The organism is Pseudomonas sp., assembly GCF_030690725.1.
GTDB lineage: Bacteria > Pseudomonadota > Gammaproteobacteria > Pseudomonadales > Pseudomonadaceae > Aquipseudomonas.
Window position 1 is genome coordinate 24,209 of record NZ_JAUYGD010000062.1, and the last position, 23,728, is coordinate 47,936.

Annotated in this window: 22 protein-coding genes; 21 read left to right on the forward strand and 1 reads right to left on the reverse strand. The window is 60.3% G+C overall.

Features of this window, described 5'->3' with window-relative positions:
- The first annotated feature begins 66 nt into the window (after nt 1-66).
- The 11 genes from Q8O69_RS14910 to Q8O69_RS14960 all read left to right on the forward strand — a co-directional run bounded on the left by Q8O69_RS14910 (nt 67) and on the right by Q8O69_RS14960 (nt 10,415).
- Nucleotides 67-1,932: an integrase arm-type DNA-binding domain-containing protein gene (locus tag Q8O69_RS14910; RefSeq protein WP_305593076.1), complete on the forward strand. Its 1,866-nt coding sequence runs from the start codon at nt 67-69 to the stop codon at nt 1,930-1,932.
- Between the two features lie 346 nt (nt 1,933-2,278).
- Complete coding sequence (locus Q8O69_RS14915; protein WP_305593077.1) at nt 2,279-3,178, forward strand: LysR family transcriptional regulator; 900 nt, start codon at nt 2,279-2,281, stop codon at nt 3,176-3,178.
- A gap of 485 nt (nt 3,179-3,663) precedes the next feature.
- The gene (locus Q8O69_RS14920) at nt 3,664-3,873 is read left to right on the forward strand and encodes an AlpA family transcriptional regulator (protein ID WP_305593078.1); all 210 of its coding nucleotides are present in this window, start codon (nt 3,664-3,666) and stop codon (nt 3,871-3,873) included.
- A 30-nt stretch (nt 3,874-3,903) separates the two neighbouring features.
- Nucleotides 3,904-4,767, forward strand: a complete 864-nt coding sequence (locus Q8O69_RS14925; protein WP_305593079.1) for a ParA family protein — start codon at nt 3,904-3,906, stop codon at nt 4,765-4,767.
- Nucleotides 4,751-4,987 (forward strand): type II toxin-antitoxin system HicA family toxin, encoded by a 237-nt coding sequence (locus tag Q8O69_RS14930; RefSeq protein ID WP_305593080.1) that lies wholly within the window; start codon nt 4,751-4,753, stop codon nt 4,985-4,987. Before Q8O69_RS14925 ends, Q8O69_RS14930 begins: the two co-directional genes overlap by 17 nt.
- Nucleotides 4,980-6,656: a ParB family protein gene (locus tag Q8O69_RS14935; protein WP_305593081.1), complete on the forward strand. Its 1,677-nt coding sequence runs from the start codon at nt 4,980-4,982 to the stop codon at nt 6,654-6,656. The genes Q8O69_RS14930 and Q8O69_RS14935 overlap by 8 nt, the downstream gene beginning before the upstream one ends.
- An 18-nt stretch (nt 6,657-6,674) precedes the next feature.
- On the forward strand, nt 6,675-7,235 hold the full coding sequence (locus Q8O69_RS14940) for a DUF2857 domain-containing protein (RefSeq protein ID WP_305593082.1): 561 nt from the start codon (nt 6,675-6,677) through the stop codon (nt 7,233-7,235).
- A 3-nt stretch (nt 7,236-7,238) separates the two neighbouring features.
- Nucleotides 7,239-8,408, forward strand: a complete 1,170-nt coding sequence (locus Q8O69_RS14945; protein ID WP_305593083.1) for an STY4528 family pathogenicity island replication protein — start codon at nt 7,239-7,241, stop codon at nt 8,406-8,408.
- 269 nt (nt 8,409-8,677) lie between these two features.
- Nucleotides 8,678-9,469: a PFL_4669 family integrating conjugative element protein gene (locus tag Q8O69_RS14950; protein ID WP_305593084.1), complete on the forward strand. Its 792-nt coding sequence runs from the start codon at nt 8,678-8,680 to the stop codon at nt 9,467-9,469.
- The gene (locus Q8O69_RS14955; protein WP_305593085.1) at nt 9,466-10,023 is read left to right on the forward strand and encodes a DUF3158 family protein; all 558 of its coding nucleotides are present in this window, start codon (nt 9,466-9,468) and stop codon (nt 10,021-10,023) included. The genes Q8O69_RS14950 and Q8O69_RS14955 overlap by 4 nt, the downstream gene beginning before the upstream one ends.
- Nucleotides 10,020-10,415, forward strand: a complete 396-nt coding sequence (locus Q8O69_RS14960) for a single-stranded DNA-binding protein (protein ID WP_305593086.1) — start codon at nt 10,020-10,022, stop codon at nt 10,413-10,415. The genes Q8O69_RS14955 and Q8O69_RS14960 overlap by 4 nt, the downstream gene beginning before the upstream one ends.
- Nucleotides 10,416-10,675: 260 nt before the next feature.
- Here the strand turns inward: Q8O69_RS14960 and Q8O69_RS14965 are convergent, their stop codons facing one another.
- Nucleotides 10,676-12,061 (reverse strand): HEPN domain-containing protein, encoded by a 1,386-nt coding sequence (locus Q8O69_RS14965; RefSeq protein ID WP_305593087.1) that lies wholly within the window; start codon nt 12,059-12,061, stop codon nt 10,676-10,678.
- Between the two features lie 223 nt (nt 12,062-12,284).
- Here Q8O69_RS14965 and Q8O69_RS14970 point away from each other — a divergent pair, with 223 nt between their 5' ends.
- From Q8O69_RS14970 to Q8O69_RS15015, 10 genes are all read left to right on the forward strand, one after another.
- Complete coding sequence (locus tag Q8O69_RS14970) at nt 12,285-14,294, forward strand: DNA topoisomerase III (protein WP_305593088.1); 2,010 nt, start codon at nt 12,285-12,287, stop codon at nt 14,292-14,294.
- Nucleotides 14,295-14,820: 526 nt separating this feature from the next.
- Nucleotides 14,821-16,302 (forward strand): DNA cytosine methyltransferase, encoded by a 1,482-nt coding sequence (locus tag Q8O69_RS14975; RefSeq protein WP_305593089.1) that lies wholly within the window; start codon nt 14,821-14,823, stop codon nt 16,300-16,302.
- 284 nt (nt 16,303-16,586) lie between these two features.
- A complete protein-coding gene (locus Q8O69_RS14980; RefSeq protein WP_305593090.1) occupies nt 16,587-18,149 on the forward strand; it encodes an ATP-binding protein in 1,563 nt (520 codons plus the stop codon).
- Between the two features lie 301 nt (nt 18,150-18,450).
- On the forward strand, nt 18,451-18,702 hold the full coding sequence (locus Q8O69_RS14985) for a hypothetical protein (protein WP_305593091.1): 252 nt from the start codon (nt 18,451-18,453) through the stop codon (nt 18,700-18,702).
- A 23-nt stretch (nt 18,703-18,725) separates the two neighbouring features.
- Complete coding sequence (locus Q8O69_RS14990) at nt 18,726-19,118, forward strand: hypothetical protein (protein ID WP_305593092.1); 393 nt, start codon at nt 18,726-18,728, stop codon at nt 19,116-19,118.
- 92 nt (nt 19,119-19,210) lie between these two features.
- Nucleotides 19,211-19,924, forward strand: coding sequence for an ABC transporter substrate-binding protein (locus Q8O69_RS14995; protein WP_305593093.1), 714 nt, complete (start codon nt 19,211-19,213; stop codon nt 19,922-19,924).
- A 314-nt stretch (nt 19,925-20,238) separates the two neighbouring features.
- Nucleotides 20,239-21,036, forward strand: a complete 798-nt coding sequence (locus Q8O69_RS15000) for a GTPase (RefSeq protein WP_124084261.1) — start codon at nt 20,239-20,241, stop codon at nt 21,034-21,036.
- A gap of 62 nt (nt 21,037-21,098) precedes the next feature.
- Nucleotides 21,099-21,464, forward strand: a complete 366-nt coding sequence (locus tag Q8O69_RS15005; RefSeq protein WP_124084262.1) for a DUF3085 domain-containing protein — start codon at nt 21,099-21,101, stop codon at nt 21,462-21,464.
- A gap of 128 nt (nt 21,465-21,592) precedes the next feature.
- Nucleotides 21,593-22,435 carry a phosphoadenosine phosphosulfate reductase family protein gene (locus tag Q8O69_RS15010; RefSeq protein ID WP_305593094.1) on the forward strand — a complete coding sequence of 281 codons (843 nt, stop codon included), beginning with the start codon at nt 21,593-21,595 and terminating at the stop codon, nt 22,433-22,435.
- Between the two features lie 296 nt (nt 22,436-22,731).
- Entirely contained in the window at nt 22,732-23,643 is a 912-nt protein-coding gene (locus tag Q8O69_RS15015; RefSeq protein ID WP_305593095.1) for a DUF3577 domain-containing protein, read from the forward strand.
- The last annotated feature ends 85 nt before the right edge of the window (nt 23,644-23,728 follow it).

A 23,728-nucleotide genomic window follows, 5' to 3' on the forward strand; every position in this document is an offset into this window, starting at 1 on the left:
TTGCTGGGGAGAGGCAGGGCCTCACAGAGAACATCGCATCCAACTCGCTACCCAGGAGTTGGACTCATGCTCTCAGACCTCATGGTTCGCCAGGCCAAAGCGACAGGCAAGCCTTACACGCTGGCCGATTTCGACGGCCTTTCTCTCTACGTTTCAGCCAATGGTTCCAAGGCGTGGCACTTCCGCTTCTCGTGGGGTGGCAAGCGTGACCGCATGTCTTTCGGCAGCTATCCGGCACTCTCCCTGAAGGACGCTCGCGCACTTCGTGATGAAGCCCATTCGCTGCTCGCCAAGGGCGTCAATCCGCATTCCGAACGCAAGCGCAAACGCCACGCCATCGTCCTGGCGGGCGAGCACACCTTCAAGGCCGTCTACGAGCAGTGGCTGGCCCACCGCCAGCTTTCACTGGAGGCCGGACGGCAGACCAGCCTGGAGCAGATCGGGCGCGTCTTCAAAAAGGACGTGTTCCCGGTGCTACGCCACCTGACCATCTACGACATCACCCGCGCACACCTGCTGGACATCATCGCCAAGGTGGAAAAGCGCGGCTCGCTGTCGGTGGCCGAAAAGCTCAGGACCTGGTTCACCCAACTGTTCACCTATGCCACGGTGGCGATCCCCAACATGAGCGACAACCCCTCCAAGGATCTCGATGTGGTGGCGATACCGTTGCCGCCAGTCGAACACAACCCGTTCCTGCGCATGCACGAGCTGCCGGTGATGCTGCAGACGCTGCGCAAGTACCGTGGACGCCTCAACACGCAACTGGGCCTGCGCTTGCTGCTGCTCACCGGTGTGCGCACCGGCGAATTACGCTTTACCACCCCCGACCAATTCGACCTCGACCGTGGCCTGTGGATCATCCCGGTGGCCAGGCTCAAGCAGCGCAAGCTGCTCACCAAGAAGAAACGCAAGCGTCTCATCGACATTCCGCCCTACATCGTGCCGCTGTCGGTGCAAGCGCAAGAGATCGTTCGTCACCTGCTGGACAACTTCAAGACAGCGCAGGTGTATCTCATCCCAGGGGACTGGTGCCTGAAAAAAGCAATCAGCGAGAACACGCTCAACGGCGCGCTCAAACGCATGGGATACGAGGACCAGCTCACGGGACACGGTATCCGCGCCACGATCTCGACCGCGCTCAACGAACTGGGCTATCCGAAGAAGTGGGTGGACTCCCAGCTCTCACATGCCGATCCGGATAAAGTCAGCGCGACCTACAACCATGCCGAGTACGTCGAGCAGCGCCGGGTCATGATGCAGGACTGGGCGGATCGCCTCGATCTGTTCGAGCAGAACCAGGTGGCGGTCGCCAGCATGCACCTGACCATCACGCTGCAAGGGCTGCCGACTATCGCCGGCCAAGCGGCCACCCAGCCGCCGATGGTCGACCTCGCCGCGCCGCAGTTGATCGTGACCCCGCCGACCGCGGAGATGCCCGCAGCGCCAGCATCGGTACAGCGGCTACCCGCCGTAGGCCTGCCCGAGTACGCGCGCCCCAGACTCTCTGAGGTGCAGCGTGAACGCTTGCAGTTACTGGAGATGTTCGAAGCCCCCCACAACCTGTCGGTAGCCGACTACGCCAAGCTGGCGGGCAAGTCCCGCCGCTGGATCACCTATGAGATCCAGGCGGGCAACCTCCTGTCGATCCACATGGGCAACCGCGGGCAACGGGTGCCGGACTGGCAGCTCGACCCGCTCAAACGCAGGCTGGTCCAGTCCGTGCTGAAACAGGTGCCACGGGGCATCGACACGTGGGACATCTACCATGCCCTCTTGCGCGCCTACGACACCCTGGGAGCACCTGCCGCCATTGACGCAGTCTCCCCGACGAACCTGCACCTGGCTGCACGGCTAGTGGCCGCGCAGTGTATGGATGCGGACGATCTTGCGGTGCCCTCCGAATTCCCGGCGCAGGTGAGGCAAGCGTGAAGCGACACGCCAACCCAATCAACTTTCCTACCGTTGCCCGCCTCTAGGGGAGCGACCGAGATTGCGCACCTTTGAATCTTGAACGGAGCTTCGGACCGGCCACCCCATACCCGCACAACTGCGACACAGCGCTCAATTCTGAAAGATAGTGCCTAGACTCGCGAATTATCATCCGTAGTCGTAGTCGTCTCCAATGTCTGGTTCAGTAGTGGCCAGGCAAAGGCTAGAAATCACCGGAAACCTATGAACGATTCTCAAATGACAGACCATACGGCTCTCCCTCGGGAGCAAATGAAAGCATTCTGTCACTACGGAAAACACCACAGCACAGTAAGGAGGCTACTGTATGAGGATACGTCACCTGCACTACTTTCTGGTCGTCGCTGAAGAGCTGAGTTTCTCGCGGGCGGCTGCCAGAGTCCATATCGAACCGTCCCCCCTCTCTCGGACTATCAAGGAACTGGAAGCAGAGCTAGGGGTTCGCCTGTTCCAACGTGCCAGCGGACGCATCCGGCTGACCTGGGCCGGTGAAGTTTTCCGTGAGGAGGCGCATCGCATGCTCACCTTCATGGAAGGAGCCCGTACCCGCGTGCATGCTGCAGCACGCGGATATCGGGGCCGGCTGCGTATCGGTCTAACCGACAGTCTTGCACAACCCCAACTTACCAAGTTACTGGCGCGCTGCCGCGAGGAAGAGCCTCTCACAGAGGTAAGGATCATCGAAATGACCACGAAGGAGATGACCAGAGCTCTGGGCAACGATCAGATCGACGCTGCCTTTACTATACAGACTGAACTCAGCGCCGGATTCGTCAACGAAGTTGTCTGGACCGACCGCCCCGTCACCGCCATCCCCAAGAACCATCCCCTTCTTTCCTTTGAAAAAATCACGCCTCATGAAGTCGCCCGACACGCATTGATTCTTTATCATCCCGAGCTGTGCCCAAGTTTACACGATGCCATTCGTCGTGGTTTTTGCGAGTTCACATTGCCTTTACCGGCGATCGCCGAATACGTTTCGGGACATGAGTCTATGATGATGCTGGTAGCCGCAGGCTACGGTATCGGCTTGGGGCTGGAGTCTCAAACTGCGCTGTACAATCATCCTGACGTCATCATCCGCCCCTTCACCGACGATGTACCCAGTACACCAACGTTCATTGCTAGGCTCGATAAGCCGCCATCGGAAGAGTTGAGCAGGTTCATCGCTCGCGCCCAGCAAGTTGGTGAAGTGATCACCACCTAACAATTTTTCAAAACGAGCAGTATGGCTCTGAATTTGATTGCTAGGGTCATGTTGTTTTCGTCACTGCTCTGACCTTAAAAGTCGCCCCAACACAGGGTAAACACCGGACCGCAATACACTCGAGGCCGGATGGCGATCGCCATTGACGCCCAATTCCAGAAATAGGCACTCTCAACTCCGCGTGACTTTTTTCGTCAACTGGATGACAAAAAGATTCGAACTTATCAATCCGCTATCCCGGCAGGACAGTTCTGTTCATTTTAAATCTTGATTGTCCCCAGGGCGCTCTCAATAGTTGAACCCCTGTGGGTCGGCTTGACGATGTACTCCATCAAATCAATAAAACTCGGTACAGCCGAATATCACGGCTATCCAATAAATCCGGTGGTCAGCACGATCCGTTTGTTTGATGCACTCATGGAATGACGCACCTCTACTACGTGTCACGCCTTACGAGTGCTGCCAAGCATAAAGGAGTGACCACCATGTCCACTGAGCACACCCCAGTTGCGGAGCGCCGTATTCTCCGCCGCGCCGAGGTTGAAGCCAAAACCGGATTTAAACGCGCACATATTTACAATTTGATGAAAGAAGGCAAATTCCCCAAAGCCTTACGCCTGGGGATTCGAGCCGTTGGCTGGGACTCTGCCGAAATCGACAACTGGATCACCGAACGCCTCAAAGAGCGCGTTTGACGCCGCTCCACTACGGACAAGGAGCGAGCCATGCAGGTGATCGCCATCATTTCGACGAAGGGCGGAGTCGGTAAAACCACCGTCGCTGCCAACCTCGGAGGCTTCATCGCTGACGCAGGCCTGCGGGTGCTGCTGATCGACCTCGACGTGCAGCCCACGTTGTCGTCCTACTACGAACTCACCCACCGCGCCGCCGGCGGCATCTACGAGCTGCTGGCATTCAACGAGCAAACACTGCCGCAGCTGGTATCACACACAAATGTCACGGGGCTGGATGTGGTGCTGTCCAACGATGAGCACCAGCAACTGGGCACACTGCTTCTGCATGCTGCCGACGGCCGCTTGCGCCTGCGCAACCTGCTGCCGCTGTTCCGACCGCACTACGACCTGGTGCTGATCGATACACAGGGCGCACGCAGCGTCATGCTGGAAATGGCCATGCTCGCCGCAGACATGGCCGTATCCCCGATCACCCCTGAAATTCTGGCTGCCCGCGAACTCCAGCGCGGCACGCTGCAAATGATCGACGCGATCGCGCCCTACCGCTACCTAGGTATCCAGCCTCCACCACTGCATTTACTGCTCAATCGCGTACCAGCCATCTCGTCGAACGCCAAGCTGGTTCAGCAGACGCTACGGCTGATCTTTCGTGAGCACCATGAGGTCCAGATACTGCGCTCCGAGATCCCCGCCATCGAGGCCTTCCCTCGCGCCGCCACGTCGAGCCAACCAGTACACAGGGTTGAATACCGACGCCCGTCTGGGCGTCAGGCACCGGCGGCCCTGGAAACCATGCGCGCCCTTGCCAGCGAGCTTTGCCCGCAATGGCAGGAGCAGTTTGACCGCGTGACCGGCCGAACTGGCAGGAGGCATTCAAATGTCGAGCGCTCATGAACTCTGCCGCGGTCACAAGCGATTACTGCCACTGATCGAATTCGCCTTGAGTGAGGGCTGGGAAGTCCGCCGCACACAGGGAGGGCACCTGAAATTCGTGAAGTCTGGCCTGCCGCCGATCTTCACCAGCTCAACAGCGAGTGATCACCGGGCAAGCCAAAATGCCTGGGCGCGCCTTCGCCGGGCCGCACGGTGCCTGTCGGGAGACCTGAATGGCTGATGTCACTCCCCAGGAAATGGCCGGCAAGCTGATGGCTGAGGGGTTCTCCCGTTCCGGCCCTGTCGCACAGGTGTTGAGCGACCCCGTTACCGACACCCCGATGGTTGTCACACTCGATGATCTGCGTCCCTATGAGCTTGATCCACGCCTGACGCGCAATCCGCTCTATGACGACATAAAAGCGTCCATTCGTGAACGTGGCCTTGATGCTCCGCCGCCGATCACCCGGCGTCCCGGAGCAGACCACCTCATCATTCGTAACGGCGGCAATACCCGGCTCGCCATCCTGCGAGAGTTGTGGTCAGAAACGAAGGAGGAGCAATTCTTCCGAATCTACTGTTTGTTCCGTCCCTGGCCGGAACGCGGCGAAATCATCGCGCTTACAGGCCACCTTGCCGAAGGTGAGTTGCACGGTGGACTGACATTCATCGAGCGCGCGCTCGGCGTTGAAAAAGCCCGCGAACTGTACGAACTCGAAAGTGGCAAGTCGCTGTCACAGTCAGAACTCGCCCGCCGCCTCAGCGCCGACGGCTACCCAGTTCCGCAGTCCCACATCAGTCGCATGCAAGACACCGTGCGCTACCTGCTGCCCACCATTCCCAACGTGTTGTACAAAGGGCTGGGCAGGCATCAAGTTGAACGGTTGGCGGTATTGCGCAAAGCGGCCGAACTCACCTGGGAAAAATATGCGTGCGGAAAGGCCTTGACCACCGACTTCGAGACGCTGTTCCACGATGTCCTCGCACCATTTGATGGACAGCCAGACTCCTTTTCTGGCGGTCGCGTTCAAGACGAACTGATCGGTCAGATGTCCGAGCTGCTCGGTATCGACTACAACGTGCTGGAGCTTGATGTCGACAGCACCGGAAACCGCCAGCGTGCGGTAAGCACTCCACCACCGCTGCCAGTCGAAGCCACGACCGTCGTAACCGCCATCAAAACTGACAAGGTGCCCACTACCCCACCAGCTTCAGCTCGGAACGATAGCGCTGCAGCAGACGCTTCAGGAGCAGCCCCTAACGACACAACCGCCCCACCACTTCAGGTGCAGTCAGCGGAGACACATCCGGCCCAAGGAGCAGGTGACACCGAAGCCCGCCTGCAGGGCCACATCATTTCCCCCGCCGACAGCACGGAGCGGTTACAGGCCATCCAGCAACTGGTTGCCGAACACACCGGCGAGCCTCTATCCGCCTTCACAGACAATGTACTGCAGGCGATTCCCGTACAAGCCGGTGGACTGTTCCCGATCAGCGACGTCTGGTACATCGAACCGGGACTTGATTCGCCAGATCGCCTGCGCGTCCACATTGCTCAATTCGCGCAGGAGATCGCCGGGGAAGCCCAACTGGTCGACCGCATCGAAGCGGTCATGGCCGGCATAGGTTTCACCTGCACCCCGCCCCTCCAGGACACGCCTATATCCGCCTTCGGCCACATGGTGTTGGCGTTGTTGCACGCATTGAGTATCCACTACGCCACCGAGCCCGATCAGGGTGGTCTTCGCCTGGACGACAGCCTCGGGGCACTGTTGCTGGGAACCGACATCAGGGACGCAGAAGCCCTACCCCGCCTGAGCGATAACGGCTTGGTCAAGTTGTTCCGTCTGATCCGGCTGGCACGCCGGCTGTTGGATCTGGAGGCCAATCCAGATGGGACCAACCACTGAAACAGGCCGGAGGGAACCATGTCGACACCTCATCCGCTTAATCAAGCTGTCGTCGCACAAGCTCTGCACGATCTGCGCAACGGCCAACTTCGCCGCTGCCAATCGATGGGCTTCAGCGAGCGGGAACTGGACGTACTGAAGCAACCCGCGCTGGTGAGCCTGCTGGCCAATGCCCAGGTGCCGTGGTGCTCTGTGACAGTGAATACGGACGTCCTCTGGCGCTTGGTCAGCCAGATGAATGACATCGAGCACGAGATCGCCACTGTCGATCGCATGCTGCGTTTGGGGGCCAGTACTGAAATGGTCAGCAAGTTCTACGGACTGACCCATCAGGAAGTCGCTCTGCGCCGCGACATCATTAAACTGCCTAAGCGCCGGGGGCGACACCCGGTTCTGAATGAAGAACAAGAGATCACTCTGTGGAAGCAATGGAAATCCGGCTTTACGGAACGCGGCATCGCGCTGGATGACGACAGCACAATGCTGGAACTGACGATGGATCTGGCCGAGGCCTTATCGTTGCCCATGTCCGTGATATGGGCTGCGATAGGAAGCTGGATCGACCAAGGCCTGGTGTAGGCCATGGTCCCGCCGACAGGCCCCGTCCCTCTCTCAGCGCTGCTCGACGACGCTCTACGGCACCTGCCCCCCAGCAAGGACAGCAATCCAGTCGGCGACGGATTCCTCTACAGCGGCAATCGCCATGAAAGCGTACCCCGTGCGCTGTTTCTTGATAGGCGTTTGACGCCGCTGGAACGCAACGCCTGGCAAGTGTTCCGGCTCCTGCTCAACGATGATGGAGTCACTGCATTCCCCACCTACGATCAATTGCGCCCCTACCTGGCATCGACACCTTGCGCGGAGCAGGCATCGCACGAAACGGTGGCACGCGCATTGACGCTGCTGCGCCTGACGCGCTGGCTCAGCCTCGTGCGCCGCCGGCGTGATCCGAAGACCGGCCGCATCAAAGGCAACTTATACGTCCTGCACGATGAACCGCTCACGCCCTACGAGGCCATGCAGCTTGACCCGGAATACCTGGGGCTGGTGAGCCACGCGCTCGACCACGCCAGCAAAGCGATTCAGCGGGTGGGCTACCACGCCATCCAGGAACTCACCGAAGACCCAATGCTCAGCGGCCGTATACTGCCAACACGCCTGCAGGTACTGACCCAGCGCATGGCCCAGGGCGGTATATCCTTACGCGAAAGTTATCCACAGGCGCAGACTTCCCACGAATCCGAAGAAGGCTACGAGGCCCTTCTTCGGAATGGCGAGCCGCCGTCTTCGGATTCCGAAGCAGGAATGAACACCAGCAAAACCGCCCCTCTTCGGAATCCGAAGCAGGACCGTACTGAAGTACTTAGTACTCGTATAAATAAATCAGTACGTACGGTACCGCGTGCGCGAGAACTCCAGGGCCTGCAACTGCCTGAGCGCTTCCTGGCGTTGAAGGATGAACAACAGGCCGGCGCTCTAGTGGCCCTGCAACAGGTCGAATCTGAGCAGCGCCAGGCCGTGCTCGACGAATGGGCCGTGCGCTGTCGCAACAGCGAGGTGCGCAAACCTGCCGGCTACCTGTTCGGCATCATCCAGGCCGCCATTCGCGGCGAATTCAAAGCGTGGGCTGGACAAGGGCAGAGCAATGCCGTTGCCAACACCCCACCTCCCGAGCCCCCTTCTCGACCGGCGAACCCCGAAGTCGTCCAGGCACACCTCGCCCATCTGCACGCCCTGCTGAACCAGAAATGACGGTATAGGAAACCTCCCTGGATCACCTTGGCACTATCCCCAGGGGATAGTTGTAACAGACAGCCTTCCCAGCCCGCACCCGGCTGGCACCTCCCATCGCTGCGCCAGCCCGACCGACTGGAACTCCATGGAACTATCCCCTGGGGATAGTTGCAACAGACAGCCTTCCGCTCGCAAAACCCGGCTGGCATCGAGTGCGGTTTGTTGACTGACCGCCTTCCGTCCGCTGCCCAAGCTGGCGACTCGTTCCGCTACCGCGAGTCGTCCCCATGGCCACCGACAACACCTTGCAACTGAATCTCGGATCGCTACGCAGTGCAATGTCGCTGACGCTGCACACCCATCACGCCTCACGCATCTGGCACGGTCGGACGGCCAGCGACGGAAAACCCGGCATCGTCGGCTTGAACGGTTTCATCGCCATTGCCAACAAGATCAAGCGCGGCTCCGAGCAGGACGACCCTTACTCCGACTGGTGGATGCTGAGGGTTGAGGAAAAGCTGACGCAGACCAAGGACACGTTGCAGGCCTTGCGCGAACAGGTCGACCAGGCCTTGGCCGACGTGCCGCCAGCGCTATCGCTGGGTGAGAACATGAACGTGCAGCCGGTGAAGCTGCCGCTGTTCGTGAACGCGCAGCTCGGCTTCCTCGCGGTGTACCTGCTGGCCGACTATGACGACCTGGCGCGCAAGCTGATCCTGGCCCACCACACCGCGCTGATTGATCGCAGCACGCTCGAACGCTGGCTCAACGAAGGGGCTCACGCACTGCGCAGCCTGTTCTCGCTGGCACAGCAGTTTCGCTACTCGGGCTGCACCAGGGACGATTTCGCTGCCAAGAATGCCGCAGCCAGGGCGGCCATCGAGAAACTCGGCGAACTACCGCAGGACGTGCTCGAAGGCACCCTGCGCTCCCGCTACGCACCTCCCATCATCCGGCGCTCGGCGCTGGCCGCCTCTGCAAGCCAGGAAGCAGAGGATGCCAGCGCCGACGACTTCCCGGTGGAAGACGCCGATAACCCGGAGGCTGCAGCAGGTGAAAATGAGGATGCGCCAGTATGACGACCACCTCGACTTCTGCGGCAGCTCGTCGCTTTCACCCCCTGGAACAGGCTGACTTCCAGAAACTGGAACAGGCGGCCTATCTAAAAGGCCTTTTACGTCCCTTTCCTTTTAAAGGTAAGGGGACTCTTACCGAGTGGGCCAGCCAGTGCTACGCGTTGCGCGACGGCTTGATCGAACTGGCGCAGCGGCGCGTTCTGGCGCAAGCGGTCGACTATCCCTTCCGTCTGCTGCCCGTTGAACTGGCCCAGCAAACCACTGGCGCAGGCACCGTGTTTCTGCGCTGGCGCAGGCCAGACCGCTCTGCCATGGGCGTGGCGTTGTGGCAGGCGCTGATCACCAGCCCCGCCACTCCCGACACGCTGATCGACGACCTCTACGCCATGGAGGTCCAGCGCATCGTGCTGAACATGCAGATCAGCCTCCTGCACACGCTGGGCCGCCAGGCTCACGAATGCGCCAGCAAGGTGGCCCAGGCCGAATCGACTTACCTGCAGCGCTTCCCCGGAAACGCTGCGTCCATCCGCACCACAAGTTCCAAGGAGTCACTATGAGCACGCACTTTGTTGGCGAAGGCAACATCGGTTCTGCGCCGGAATTCAAGGAGTTTCCGAACGGCAATGACGAACCACGACGGTTGTTGCGTTTGAACGTGTATTTCGACAACCCCGTTCCTACCAAGGATGGCTATGAAGATCGCGGTGGGTACTGGGCACCCGTAGAGCTGTGGCACCGCGAGGCTGAACACTGGCAAATGCTGTATCAGAAAGGCATGCGTGTGCTGGTGGAAGGTCGCACGGTGCGCGATGAATGGGAGGACGCCGACGAGAACGAGCGCGTGACGTTCAAGATCGAGGCTCGACGCGTCGGCATCCTGCCGTACCGCATTGAATCAGTGATGCTGAGCCCGAAACAGGCCAGCGATCCAGCCCACCCTGCGGAGTGATGCCTGCAGCACACCTCAGTGGAACTATCCCCAGGGGATAGCTCCACTGAGTTCCACTGAATTCCAGCGCCCCTGTGAAACGAAGCTTCTGGTGATTGAGCAACTGTCACCTTGTCTCCTCCTCTAAAACACGGATTCAGACCATGCTGTAGCGGAGAGTGCACTGCTGCGGACCACTGCCTATCCGACTCAACCAATACACGTTGAAGAACGTGACCGGCAGAAAGCGGCCAGGAGCAGGGCCATTACTGCCGAAAACACTAGCCGTCTTCATCAATGTTGATTGCAGTTCTTAGGAGGCGAGCAAGGGCATCGACTTTCGCTAGATTCAGGGCCTCATCAACTGTAAAACCTAAACGAACCACGACACAAAGCGTAAATAAGACCTGCAGTCTATAGGTGAGTGCTACCAGCGCAGCTCCTTTCACTGCCTTTTTGGCACCGTTGGCATCATAGTGTGCGTGGTAGTTCCTAGTGTTCTTGGTTCCTTTAATGATATCAGCCACCGCTTGCTCTCCTCCGAAGACAGCCACATAAGGGGAGAACATGCGCGCCAGCCGCTCTGCTAGAGTGATTTCGTTTCCAAAGTTCAGCTTCTGCTTCAGCCATTCTTTATCGGCCTCCGGGCATCCTTCGAGGATCGCCGCAACCTTCGCCTTATATTCAGGCTTTGGCAACCTCGTGATATTTGAAGTGCGCCGATGAAATGCCTCCAGTGCTTGGGCCATGGAAATGAACTTGGTATCTATGTAGGAGTGAAAGTTATCTTGAACCAGGTAGTAGTGGTGTAGTGCAGGCCCTAAGTTATCGCACTCCCTGAGCCAGTTGGACAACATAGATTGCAGGCGCGGGCCAACGCTTGCGTAGCTTAGAAGCATATCGTGGGCACGATGCGGTTTGCCCTCTCGTTGGCTTGGGTAGTTCAAGCTGCGAAAATAGACTGATAGCCATTTGTGAAGAGGCTCAAGCGTTGAATCATCGATCTCTGCCATAAGCGAGTGAATGGCCACCGGCCGCCCAACAGCAAATGCAAAGAATCTCGTTATTCGGTGAGACAGGCCAATAAAGTAGTCAAATGGCTTAGGTTCTGACGGAGTTATCTGGATGTAAGCTTGATGAAAAAATTCCAAGGTGGGAAATTTTCTCCCCCCTGGAATTTTGGCATTTAGGAATAGCTTAAACTTAGTGCCATCTTGGAACGTAAACTCCACCGGAGGGGGGATGTCAACAGAGAGAGTGAAATCCTCGAACTTATTTCCAACATCTAGTTTAAAAGCAGACTTGTTCCACCATTCGCTTAGGCCCTCCACGCCAAACCGCATCGAAAGAAACTTTCCCGCTTCTTCCATTCCAACACCAATAAAAGCCAAGCGCGCTTCGATACGTGATGTAGCTGGCAACCCAGGAAAGGAAACGCTTTTGGTTCGATAACCACACTCCTCAAGGGTTACGTACCCCCCTTCGACTATACCTATCAAGCGACCGATCTCCATTTCTTCAAAGGAAGTGAAGGCCGAGTCATCGGCAGTGAGTTCCAACTCAACTTTCCCCCCATCGGAGATAGTCAAAACACCAGGGTGTTTCCTTTCACTGTCTGCAGGGCTGAAGAAGAAGCCGCGTTTAACGATCGGCTCTGCAACGTACATGGCAAGCTCCCTTTGAATGATTGTGCCGGCACTCTGCCCGCTACATTTTCGCCTGTCGAGATAATGCACTCCCAGCCAACAACACCATCCTAGGCTGCTTGCTCCCAACTAAACATGCAGTAGGACAACTCGGTATCTGCCGCGTCCACGTTGTTTGCTGCCACATACGCGCCTGACGGGAATGCTGAGGATCATTCGATGACCATCACGCCCCGGAGACTCTATGCGCGTATTCCTCTGCGAGAAACCATCCCAGGGCAAAGATATCGCCCGAGTCCTGGGTACCGGCCAACGCGGCAGCGGTTGCTACAGCGGAACGGGCACCGTCGTGACCTGGTGCATTGGTCACCTGATCGAAGCGGCCCAACCGGAAGCCTACGGCGAGCAGTACAAACGCTGGTCCATCGAGCAGCTTCCCATCATTCCCGAGCGCTGGCGCGTCGAGCCGAAGGCCGCAACCGCTGCGCAGTTCAAGATCGTCAAGCAGCTCGTCGGCCAGGCAAGCGAACTGGTGATCGCAACCGATGCGGATCGCGAAGGCGAGATGATCGCTCGCGAGATCATCGACCTGTGCGGCTATCGCGGGCCGATTCAACGGCTGTGGCTGTCGGCACTCAACGACGCGAGCATCCGCAAGGCGCTGAGCGCACTGAAACCGTCGAACGAGACGCTGCCGCTGTACTACTCGGCACTCGCTCGCAGTCGGGCCGACTGGCTGATCGGCATGAACCTGAGCCGCCTGTTCACGCTGCTCGGGCGTCAAGCCGGCTACGACGGCGTACTGTCGGTCGGGCGGGTGCAAACACCGACGTTGGCGCTGGTGGTAGCCCGCGACCGCGAGATCGCGCGCTTCGTTTCGGTGCCGTTCTGGACCGTTGAGATCGCGTTGTCGGCGGGTGGGCAGTCCTTCCGCGCCAATTGGATCGCACCGGATGGCTGCACCGATGACACAGGCCGCTGCCTGCAGCAGGCGGTAGCGCAACAAGCCGCCGATCGTATGCGCGTTGCCGGCAGCGCCCAGGTGGTCTCAGTCGAAACCGAGCGTGTACGCGAAGGCCCACCGCAGCCATTCGATCTCGGCACCCTGCAGGAAGTGTGCTCTCGCCAACTCGCTCTGGACGTGCAGGAAACGCTCGACATTGCGCAGGCGCTCTACGAGACGCACAAGGCGACGACCTATCCGCGCTCTGACTCCGGCTACCTGCCCGAAAGCATGCTCGCCGAGGTGCCAGCCGTACTCTCCGCTGTTCTCGCCACAGATCCCAGCCTGCGCCCATTGCTCGATCAGATCGACCGTACTCAACGCTCACGCGCCTGGAACGACGGCAAGGTGTCGGCCCACCACGGCATCATTCCAACCCTGGAGCCGGCCAACCTGTCAGCAATGAGCGACAAGGAGCTGGCAGTCTATAAGCTGATCCGCGCGCACTACCTCGCGCAGTTCCTGCCGCATCACGAGTTCGACCGCACCACTGCACAGTTGCTGTGCGGTGGCCAGAATCTGCAGGCCATCGGCAAGCAGGTGATCATCTCCGGCTGGCACCAGGTGCTGGCCGTACCGGAAGCGGATGACGCGGACGGCGAATCGACGCCCCGCAGCCAGGTGTTGCCAACCATGCGCGAAGGTCTGTTCTGCCAGGTCAGCCACGTCGATCTGAAAGCACTCAAGACGCTACCGCCCAAGCCCTTTACGCAGGGCGATCTAGTCAAGGCCATGAAGGGCGTCGCCAAGCTGGTCACTGATCCGCGGTTGAAGCAGAAGCTGAAAGAAACCACGGGCATTGGCACCGAGGCCACGCGCGCCAGCATCATCAAAGGCCTGCTCGATCGCGGCTATCTGGTCAAAAAAGGCCGTGCTGTACGCGCATCAGAAGCGGCTTACACGCTCATCGATGCGGTGCCAGCAGCCATTACCGACCCCGGCACCACCGCCGTCTGGGAACAGGCCCTGGACATGATCGAATCTGGCAGCATGACGTTGGATACCTTCGTCGAGAAGCAATCCATGTGGATCACCCAGCTCGTGCAGCAATATCGCGGCGCCACCCTGTCCATCAAGTTACCCGAGTGCCCCGCCTGCCCACTGTGTGGCAGCGCCACCCGTCAACGCACCGGCAAGACTGGCCCCTTCTGGTCCTGCCGCAACTATCCCGATTGCAAAGGCACCCTGCCCATCCAGCAAGCCAGCGCAAAACGCAACGCGACACGCAAGCCGCGACAGATCCAAAATTAGGTCGCAGTCCCCATCTCCCCATCGTATCGACCACGGTCGATGCGCATACCTCGTGCCCACGAGGAACCCAGCACGCACCATCCTTCTGCAACGTGTGCCCGTCGCCGGCGTTTCGCTGGTTTGACGAGAAGGCGGACTCATCCGCAGTCCGTATTTCACGGACGTTCTGATCGGCTGATTTTTCGTTCCGAAGGGTCCCCTGGTGCCTTGTCTCGATAGCAGGGCGAGCCCCCAGGAGACCCTTCGGGTCGAACGGTGTTCAGTGCCGGTGCCCGCCGGCGAAACAACGGGTTCCTTTTGTACGCAGATGCGTGCCAAAGGATTTCGACCCCAGCCACGACACGGGTCGAGTGCAATCGCTGCAACAGCGGATGGCTTCGACGACGGCCACTCCCTGCATCAGTTCACAGGTGGTTTCTTCCTCGACAGCCGAAGGTCCAGTCCCTCGGCACCTTTCTCCTGCCTACCCGAAACCGCCGGTTCAGCGAGCGCATCGCCGCCGAGCCCATGAACAGGAGATAACCCAATGCACCCTCAACCCCACACGCCTCCACTGCAGTACGGCAGCGTCTGCAGCGGCATCGAGGCCGTCAGCCTCGCCTGGCAACCACTCGGTCTGGAGCCAGCCTGGTTCGCCGAGATCGAAGCGTTTCCCTGTGCAGTCCTCGCCCACCACTACCCCGACGTCCCCAATCTCGGAGACATGCAGCAGATCGCCGCCCAGGTACTCGCCGGCACCGTACCGGCACCGGACATCCTGGTCGGTGGAACCCCGTGCCAATCGTTCAGCATCGCCGGTACCCGCCATGGGCTGGACGATCCGCGCGGAGCCCTGACCCTCAGCTATGTGGAGCTCGCCAATGCCATCGATCAAGCCCGCCTCGAAACCCGCCGCCCGCCGGCAGCACTCGTCTGGGAAAACGTACCAGGTGTCCTTAGCGACCGAGGCAATGCCTTTGGATGTCTCTTGGGCGCACTGGCCGGCGAAAGCAGTCCGCTCGAACCGCCAGGGACCAGGTGGTCGCACGCAGGTTGTGTGTCTGGACCCCGCCGTCGCGTTGCGTGGCGGCTGCTCGACGCCCAACATTTCGGCGTCGCCCAACGCAGGCGTCGCGTGTTTCTTGTGGCAAGTGGTCGAAACGACCTTGATCCCGTCCAGGTACTTTTTGAGTCAGAAGGCCTGCACGGGCATTCTGCGTCGTGCTACGCGCCGTGGAAAAACGCTGCCACCGCTGTTGCACCTAGCGCTGCAGCAGCAGGCGACTATGCCAGCCTGAACCAGGCCTATGGCGAGATCGCGATGACGGTCTGCTTCGGCGGAGGAAAAACCCTTGGCCCGATCGATGTGGCGGCCTGCCTGACGGCCGCCTCCGGCCCCAAGAACGACTTCGACGTCGAAACCTTCATGGTGCAATCGGTGGCTGGAGCCATCAGCCACACCCTAGATACCGCCAACGGCGGCAAGGGTTGCGGAGAAGATGGCACCGGCAAGGGCGTCCCCGTCGTCGCGGTTTATTCACCACAAGCAGTGGCCTTCGCGCAGAACTCCCGTGGCGAGCTGCGCTTGGAATCAGGTCACGGCCAACTCTGCGGAGCGCTGTCGACCGGAGGTGGCAAACCCGGCCAGGGCCTGCCCATGATCGCCAGTGTGTCGCTGCGTGGCCGTGAGCATGGTCTGGCCGCCGAGTTGGGTAACAGCATCTCGCCGGCGCTGCGCGCGTGCAGTGGTGGCGGCGACAAAGGGCACGTATTGGCACCAGCCTACGACGACGCCCACTTTCTCTACACGCAGACAGCAGCAGATGCCGCAGATTGGTCGCCTTGGCGCGTGCGGCGGCTGATGCCTGTTGAGTGCGAACGCCTGCAGGGAATGCCCGACAACTACACCCAGGTACCGTATCGCGGCAAACCCGCCGCCGATGGTCCTCGCTACAAAGCCATTGGCAATTCGATGGCGGTGCCTTGCGTCGCCTGGGTCGGGCAACGGCTGCTGCAGGCGCTGGCATAAACGTGGCGACCACCGTTTTCCCATAGTCTCGTGACCACACCGATGTGCGCCACGATCCTTTTCACAGGTATCGCTGCCTTGGTAGCGCTCCCCGACAGCCCCGGTCTTCAAGGCTGTACTGCACGCCCTGCAGCGACCGAACCAGTCCGCTCAGCATCGCCTCTTGCGGACGTGCGCCCGCCTTGGGCGTCGATGCCTTTTTGCCTCGCCATCGCCTGCGCTCGTCCTGCACGAGCGCTTTTCGTTCATGTGCCCTCGGCACACCCTCTATCAGGAGTCATCCCATGAGCACCATTTGTCTCAAGACCAACCAAAACCGCTTGATCGCCAACCTGCGGCACGCGTTCACCCCGCATTCCATGCTCGGTGAGCTGCTGCAGAACGCGCGCCGCGCGCAGGCCAGCCACATCCAGGTCGTTGCCGATGGCAACACCCTTATCGTCAGCGACGACGGCTGCGGTATCGCCGATCTTCAAACCCTGATCTTCATCGCCGAGTCCGGTTGGGACCCGGCGCTGAAAGAGCGGGAGAACGCATTCGGTCTCGGTGTCCTGTCGACCCTGTACTTCGCCGAGCATCTATCGGTGCATTCAGGCAGCCAGGCCTTCAACGCCGCCACGGCGACCATCATCCGCGGCGACACCATCGAGGTATATCCTGAGCCTTCGCGCGTCGGCACCGAGATCCGATTGGACGGTGTGCAATCACCGCAAACCAACCTCACCTTGCCGCAATGGGTCGAGCATCAGCTCAAGACACTGTGCGAGGCTTTTCCGGTACGGGTATCGCTCAACAATGTCGACATCGACCGCCCGCTTGCGGATGCGAGCCTGCCATGGCGGCAGACGCCAATAGGCAGGGTTCTGCTCGACCTCGACGCATCACCGACACAATGGCGGTGCTTTCTCCAGGGCTTGCCCATCGGCAGGATTCCAGCCCTCTCCAAGCATCAGATCGTGCTGTTGCGCGACGACATGATCGCCCGCCTGCCGGATCGTCAGCACTTGCTCAACGAAGCGGAAGATCACCGACGCATTCAGGCGGAGATCAGCGAGTCTTACCGGCAAGCGCTACTCGAAGCCAAGGAACGACTGGCTGCCAGCGAGTTCGTGGAGCTGTACGCAGAAACCTGCCTGTCTTCGTCGAATGCTGACCTGCTCAACGATGTGCCATTCGCTCCGCGCGCCTGGTTCCGCAACTGGGAAGACAACCCAGCGGGATACCACCGCTACTGGGAACGCTATCCGCTGAATGGAATATCAGCCCGTGTTGCGCTGGAGGAAACAGGCATCTGGTCCATCGACAGCGACGGGGAAAATGACCTCGCCGTGGAAACCTATCTGGAGGCGCGTCAAGCCTTTCTGCTGGAGGAGCATCGTCTCGATGCGAATCACTGGCTGAGGCACATGGTCAAGACCGTCACGCCGGATCAGGTAGGCGTCCGGCACAGCACAATTCTCCACAGCGAGAGCTGCCCACCTCTGGCGGAGTGCATCGAGCTAATCCTGGTCGACACCCTGATCGTCAGCCTGGAAGGCGAGCCTGGTGAGTATCCAGTGGATGCGTTGCGCAAGGACGACACGCTCTACCTGACGCCGAAGTCTGGCAACGTCACAGAACTCGTTTCCGACTATATCTTCGATGACCGCTATGACGAGGGTCGAGAGGATGAGGACGCGCAAACGCTCGCCACGTTCGTCGCCGTAGGCTGCTCGCAAGACCCCGCCCAGGTTGTCAGGGCACTGCTGCCAGATGCGCTGTGCCAGCGTTCTCTGCCGAAGCTGGCCGGGACGGTCGTACAGCTGATCTTCGACGGCAACGGCAAACTGCAGGAGGTCACGGCCTGACCTGTCCCATAAACGCTCCTTCGGGAGCGTTCTTTTTCCCGCCAGAACACACCAGCATGCGCCGCTCGCTTCCTCCTTCAATCAGGGGGCTGCCGGTTTCCCATTTCCCGCTGACGCACTCCCCTCGCCGCTCGAAGCTGCTCCCCATGTGTCGTCGACCTCGGTCGACACCATGCCCGCAGCACGGGTCCTCGGCTGCACCGTGGAATCCTCCGCGCCGACCCGACCAGTCCGCTTCGCACCGTGCCTACGGATGAGCGCCCACGGGTGCAGGTGCTTCCACTTCAACCGGGAGGTTTTCATGCCCCATACGTCTTCATCCACCCCACTCAGCGTCGATCAGGCCCGCGCCGAATCCGTCGGTTACCTGGCCTTGGCCCACCTTGGCGAACGCCGGCCCCTTCAGGTGCTACGCAGTGGTGCCGGTTACTACATCGGCACCGCCGACGAGGACGGTCCGGTATCGCGCGAGTCCGTCGAGTACTTCCGTTCGTTTCACGCAGCCAACCAGACCCTGACAACAGGGGATTGGCAACAGCGCCTCCAGTCCTGACCCCTACCCATCGGGAGAACATCATGAACCCGTCCTTACCCCAAGACGTACTTGATCAGATCGCGCGGGAAATCCTGCACTTCGACCATGCACCAGCAGCCTTTTTGGACGCATGGAAGCGAGGCATCCAAATCGCCGGTGTCGAGTGGTTCGGCGACGGCACCCACGAAGGAATGCGGCAAGCCGAGACCAAGTGGGAGTTACGACCGAATGTGCTGAGGCTCAACGACGCCCTGGGCGTTCTGAGCGGCGGCCAGCGGATGTTCCTCTCCGCCATGGTGAGTTTCTACAACGCCCAAGAAGGCGGTGCCATGCTCAAACGCTGCCAGTTCGAGGGACTTGCCGATCTCGGCGGTCTCGATCTGGAGCGCCGCAAGGTCATCGCCGATCTGGTACTCCATTACGACGGCTGGTGAGCCTGCTCTCCGCCTCCATTTTTCCCAAGCCCCCGAGGGACATGCGTCCCTTGGGGCCATGTCCCTCCGTCTTTTCCGGCAGGAGCGACAACATGAACATCCCGATCAACCCTTTTATTCGTGGTTACCACAGCTTTCATATTCAGAGAGTCGCCGTCATCAGCTACGACGACCGCTGTCCAGTGACGTATCTGCCGTTGCATCTTTCACAAAACCACTTGCTGGATGAACAGGCGATGTACCGTCGTTGCATCTTCAACGACAGTTTCGCGCTCATCACCGAAGGACAGGATATTGCACCGGAGCTCGACGCGCTGTGCGGCGGAGCCGGCACGATCCAGGCAGTGCTCTACAGCATTCACGGCGACGACAACGGCGTATCCACCCACATCGGTGATACCTACTCCGAGGAAAGCGCGCGTGAGGTCGTGCGGCGACTGACCTTCCAGACCGGGCATTACAGCCGCTGCTGGGAGATCAGCACCGCGCATGTCACCGAGGATGCGATGCGCTACCTGTGTGAAATGGCGGATACCCAAACGCCGACCGGCCTGCTGTTCGTCGCCTTTCACATTCCCTGCTGCCCGGCCATCGGGGTGAAGCTGATCGCCACGCCCTGGACAACCGACAACCTGTTGCACGTCGAAGGCATCACTGCTGAGCAGCTGCGTCAAGAGCACTTGGACGAGGACGTTCCAGCGTCACTGATGGGCGTCCTGCATCAAGCTGCCGAGGCCGACGTTCGCATCCTGATTCTGGATGCCGATGCCTCCGCGCTCGACGGGCTCGCGTTGTATCAGGCGTAAGTCCGGACGGCTGGAGCGCGCCCAGGCCTTTCCTATCAGCCCCTCGTCGAGGGGCTTTTTCTTGCTTGGAGAATGGCCAATACGGTGACCTACGGATTCGCTTTGCCACGCGCAAAGCGACAGCCTGCGTACCATCGTTCCCGCATGTTCGCTGGCGTTGCCGGCAACATCCCAGGCAGTCGAGACCTTAAAGACTGCGGTGCGGCTCACCGCACTGGTTGCACTGTTATCCAGCGCATGTCGCGCCATCCACCCCTCAAGGGACATCCTCCCTTGCGGGCGGGAGTCCCTTGTTTTCCATCAAGGAGTCTCCAATGGATACCCAAGCCATCCGCGCACAAATGCCCGTACTGGTCTCCGGTCATGTTCCCCGTAATGTCCGCACCTTCAAGTTCAACATCTTCGACGGACAACCCAAGGTCTCGACACTGGGCTTCCACATCGATCCCAAACCCTTCGAGGGCAAGGTAATCGCCGACACCGGCGACGCCATCGTCGTCAAGATCGGTCGTGCCGAGTTCGCTGTGCTCGATCGCACATTGCTGACCGAAGTGCCAGGCGAAGGCACCAAGGTGCAGGTCCAGCCGTATGTCCGCCGCCGTTTCGATGGTCTGCGCGCGGACACGCCGGAAGAACGCACCGAGTACACCGAAGATGGCACGCCCTACACGGTGAAAACGCACATCCTCGGTTCCGCGCCGGCCAAACTGCCGATCTCGCAACCACGTTGCCCAGAGCTGCAGGAGCTCATCAACCAGCTCGAACAGTTGCCTGCTCCCGATGGCTTCCGCTGCATCACCCACTTGCTGGTGGATGCCGGAGCACGGGACTTCTCCGTCGTCGACCCGCTGCCCAACGACATCATCAGGACGCCGCCGGCGATCAGCTTCACCGTTGCCACAGCAAAGTTCCAGGGGCAGGTCACCGTGCTGTACGAGCGTGCCGACGATCTCTACGCGATCGAGCTGACACGCGCCGGGGAACTCGTCGAACGCATCGATCAAGTGTTCTTCGACTCGCTAGGGGAAACGCTGGAGCAACTGATCGACGATGGAAGTTGGCGGCGCATCCGCGTGCAGCACCTGTCGGGAAGCAAGCCCACCCGACACTGACCGCACAGCTTCTCGTCCTTGCGGCAAGAAGCCCCTCATCCATAAATCAGGAGATCACATCCATGTCTCTACGATTCAAAGGCGCAGACCTGCGCCCAGTGCTTGCCGAGGCGGTTGCCAATCAGTGCCGCGTGATCCTGGTCAAAGACCAGGGCGTGTACTTCCTTGCCGAGCGGGGCGAACGTCGGCCCGATGGACGTCAGACGTTGCTAGCCTATGCCGTCGGCTGCAACCCGGACATTGACCCATTCGATGACTGGTGGGAGTTGGCAAGAACCGAACTCGGCGGCGATGACTTTGGCGAGCATTTCGACCCGAAAGCCAAGGTCTTCACGCACATCCTGAACAGCGAGGACGACCTGGAGTTGTCTGCCACCGCCACCCACTTATCCCTCAAGCCAGTGCCACCAACACCAGGCGGCAACTGACCTCCCCCCCACAGCCCCCGTTCGCGGGGGCTTCTTCTGTTCGCAGCGCCCCCTCGCGCACTCCCCGTCTCCAGGCCGCACCGGCCTCCCTCGCCGGTTGACGCCGGCCCGCCCCAGGAGACGTCCGCATGCGCGACCCATTCAAAATCAACCAGCCCACTTGCATCAGTTTCAGTGGCGGCCGCACCAGTGCCTACATGCTCTGGCGTGTGCTGCAGGCCAATGGCGGATTGCCTGCGAATACCGTGGTCTGCTTCGCCAACACCGGAAAGGAAGTCGAGGCTACGCTGCGCTTCGTGCGCGAATGCACCGAGCGCTGGAAAGTGCCTATCCATTGGCTCGAATACCGAACCACGGAAGCTGGATTTGCAGTGGTAGATCTCGCCAGCGCCAGCCGAGAGGGCGAGCCGTTCGAGGCGTTGATCCGCCACCGCCAGTATCTACCGAACCCTGTGGCCCGCGCCTGCACCACCAGCTTGAAGATCCGCCCGATGCACAAATTCGTGCGCAGCCTCGGCTGGACAGAGTGGGATCAATTCATCGGCATCCGCGCCGATGAGCAGCGCAGGGTCGCCAAAATCCGCGCGCGAGGTCATTCCACCGAGTCGGCCAGCGAGAGCATGTGCATGCCGCTGGCTGAGGCCGGCATCACGGTGCATGACGTGATCGACTTCTGGCAGTCCCAGCCCTTCGACCTGCGGCTGCTGAGCGTCAACGGCCGCACGCTGGAAGGGAACTGCGACCTGTGCTTCCTCAAGCCCCAACGCCAGCGCCTGGCTCTGATCAAGGCCAGGCCCGAGTCGGCGGAATGGTGGATTCGCATGGAGTCGCTGAATCTCGCCAGCAAACCCAGCGGCGCGCGCTTTCGCGTCGACGGTCCCAGCTACGCCGACCTGGCGCGCTTTGCTGCGAGCCAAGGTGATCTGTTCGATCCCACCGACGAGCCCATCTCCTGCTATTGCGGCGACTGACCAAATAAGGTCACTGGCAGTTGCCGATTCCCCCTGGCCGAGGAATTCGCGTAGCGCCAGGCTCCCCTCATGTTCCGCTGACGTCGTCAGCGACATGCCAGGCAGCTCCGGTCTTCAAGGCTGCCCACGGTTCCCCCGTGTGACCGACCCCGTTCGCACCGCATCCCTCGCGCGAACGACTACCGGGCTTGCCGGTGGTGGATGCAGATGTTCCTCAACCCATCGCGGGGTTACGCACCTCCCCGCATTGGGCCGGTGTGTCTCCGTGTTCTTGCTCCCAAGTCAGGAGATCCACCATGACCAGCACTACTTCCAGCCAGAAGTCGTACTTTGACATCCACACCTCAGGTATCGGCTACATCCAACGTGTCCGTGAGGTTCAAGGAAAGGCAGGCCGCAAAGGCCCACCATCTCTTTGGTGTACCGTCGCGGCGCTCGTCGGGCCTGCAACAACCCCGTTCAAGCGCTACTTCGATGTGCGGGTTTCCGGTGCCGAAGCCAAGAAACTCGTCCAGCCCTACGTCGACATCGATGATCACCAGCAACGGCCGCTGGTTCGCTTCCGCCTCGGCGATCTCTGGGTCGACCCGTTCATCCGTCCCAGTGGCGAGCATAAAGGCAAGGCCGCTGCCAGTCTCAAGGCACGCCTGCTGATCGCCGAATTGATCGACCGCGCCGAGCTGGATCAGATCGAGCAGCATGAGCTGATCACCCACGGTATCGGCTACCTGCGAGATCCCAAGGACGTTCCACGGACGGCTGGAGGTTCGCTCCTGTCGTGCTGCATCGCAGCGCTGACCGGCCCGGTCGACGTTCCCACTGGAGAGCGGGAATACCGCTACATCAACACCATCGTCACCAATGCGGCTGCCCAGGATCTGGTACGCCTCTGCGTCATGCCCGTCGAAGCCAAACAGAAGGTGCTGATTGCCTTCCGACTCAACGATATGCGGGCTGAACCGTACATCCGTACCCAAGGCGAGAAGGCAGGCCAAGCAGCGGCCTCGCTGGAGTCCGAGCTCATCCATATCGGTCTTATCAAGGTCGATGGCAAGCAGGTCCACCCGCAGGAGTCTGAGGCTCCCGTCACCGAAGGCGCACCTGCGCCCGAAGAAACGGTTATCGCCGAAGACGACAGCGCGCATCCGCAACCCAGTGTCCCCGTGCAAACGCCTGTCGAGGAGCCCGCTCGGGCGGCTTCGTTCTAGTCCCTCAAGGTCCAGGACTTTTCCATCCGCTCAGGCAGCCATCTGGTTCACGACCAGGTGGCTGCCTCTCGTCATCCTATCCGTA

Bases quoted from the DNA above. Each gene is read 5' to 3' on its own strand.
- Q8O69_RS14960 (WP_305593086.1), top strand. From the start codon at position 10,020: ATGAGCACGCACTTTGTTGGCGAAGGCAACATCGGTTCTGCGCCGGAA.
- Q8O69_RS14950 (WP_305593084.1), top strand. From the start codon at position 8,678: ATGGCCACCGACAACACCTTGCAACTGAATCTCGGATCGCTACGCAGT.
- Q8O69_RS14995 (WP_305593093.1), top strand. From the start codon at position 19,211: ATGAACATCCCGATCAACCCTTTTATTCGTGGTTACCACAGCTTTCAT.
- Q8O69_RS14975 (WP_305593089.1), top strand. From the start codon at position 14,821: ATGCACCCTCAACCCCACACGCCTCCACTGCAGTACGGCAGCGTCTGC.
- Q8O69_RS15010 (WP_305593094.1), top strand. From the start codon at position 21,593: ATGCGCGACCCATTCAAAATCAACCAGCCCACTTGCATCAGTTTCAGT.
- Q8O69_RS14980 (WP_305593090.1), top strand. From the start codon at position 16,587: ATGAGCACCATTTGTCTCAAGACCAACCAAAACCGCTTGATCGCCAAC.
- Q8O69_RS14965 (WP_305593087.1), bottom strand. From the start codon at position 12,061: ATGTACGTTGCAGAGCCGATCGTTAAACGCGGCTTCTTCTTCAGCCCT.
- Q8O69_RS15000 (WP_124084261.1), top strand. From the start codon at position 20,239: ATGGATACCCAAGCCATCCGCGCACAAATGCCCGTACTGGTCTCCGGT.
- Q8O69_RS14955 (WP_305593085.1), top strand. From the start codon at position 9,466: ATGACGACCACCTCGACTTCTGCGGCAGCTCGTCGCTTTCACCCCCTG.
- Q8O69_RS14910 (WP_305593076.1), top strand. From the start codon at position 67: ATGCTCTCAGACCTCATGGTTCGCCAGGCCAAAGCGACAGGCAAGCCT.
- Q8O69_RS14970 (WP_305593088.1), top strand. From the start codon at position 12,285: ATGCGCGTATTCCTCTGCGAGAAACCATCCCAGGGCAAAGATATCGCC.
- Q8O69_RS14990 (WP_305593092.1), top strand. From the start codon at position 18,726: ATGAACCCGTCCTTACCCCAAGACGTACTTGATCAGATCGCGCGGGAA.
- Q8O69_RS14920 (WP_305593078.1), top strand. From the start codon at position 3,664: ATGTCCACTGAGCACACCCCAGTTGCGGAGCGCCGTATTCTCCGCCGC.
- Q8O69_RS14985 (WP_305593091.1), top strand. From the start codon at position 18,451: ATGCCCCATACGTCTTCATCCACCCCACTCAGCGTCGATCAGGCCCGC.
- Q8O69_RS15005 (WP_124084262.1), top strand. From the start codon at position 21,099: ATGTCTCTACGATTCAAAGGCGCAGACCTGCGCCCAGTGCTTGCCGAG.
- Q8O69_RS14915 (WP_305593077.1), top strand. From the start codon at position 2,279: ATGAGGATACGTCACCTGCACTACTTTCTGGTCGTCGCTGAAGAGCTG.
- Q8O69_RS15015 (WP_305593095.1), top strand. From the start codon at position 22,732: ATGACCAGCACTACTTCCAGCCAGAAGTCGTACTTTGACATCCACACC.
- Q8O69_RS14940 (WP_305593082.1), top strand. From the start codon at position 6,675: ATGTCGACACCTCATCCGCTTAATCAAGCTGTCGTCGCACAAGCTCTG.
- Q8O69_RS14930 (WP_305593080.1), top strand. From the start codon at position 4,751: ATGTCGAGCGCTCATGAACTCTGCCGCGGTCACAAGCGATTACTGCCA.
- Q8O69_RS14945 (WP_305593083.1), top strand. From the start codon at position 7,239: ATGGTCCCGCCGACAGGCCCCGTCCCTCTCTCAGCGCTGCTCGACGAC.
- Q8O69_RS14925 (WP_305593079.1), top strand. From the start codon at position 3,904: ATGCAGGTGATCGCCATCATTTCGACGAAGGGCGGAGTCGGTAAAACC.
- Q8O69_RS14935 (WP_305593081.1), top strand. From the start codon at position 4,980: ATGGCTGATGTCACTCCCCAGGAAATGGCCGGCAAGCTGATGGCTGAG.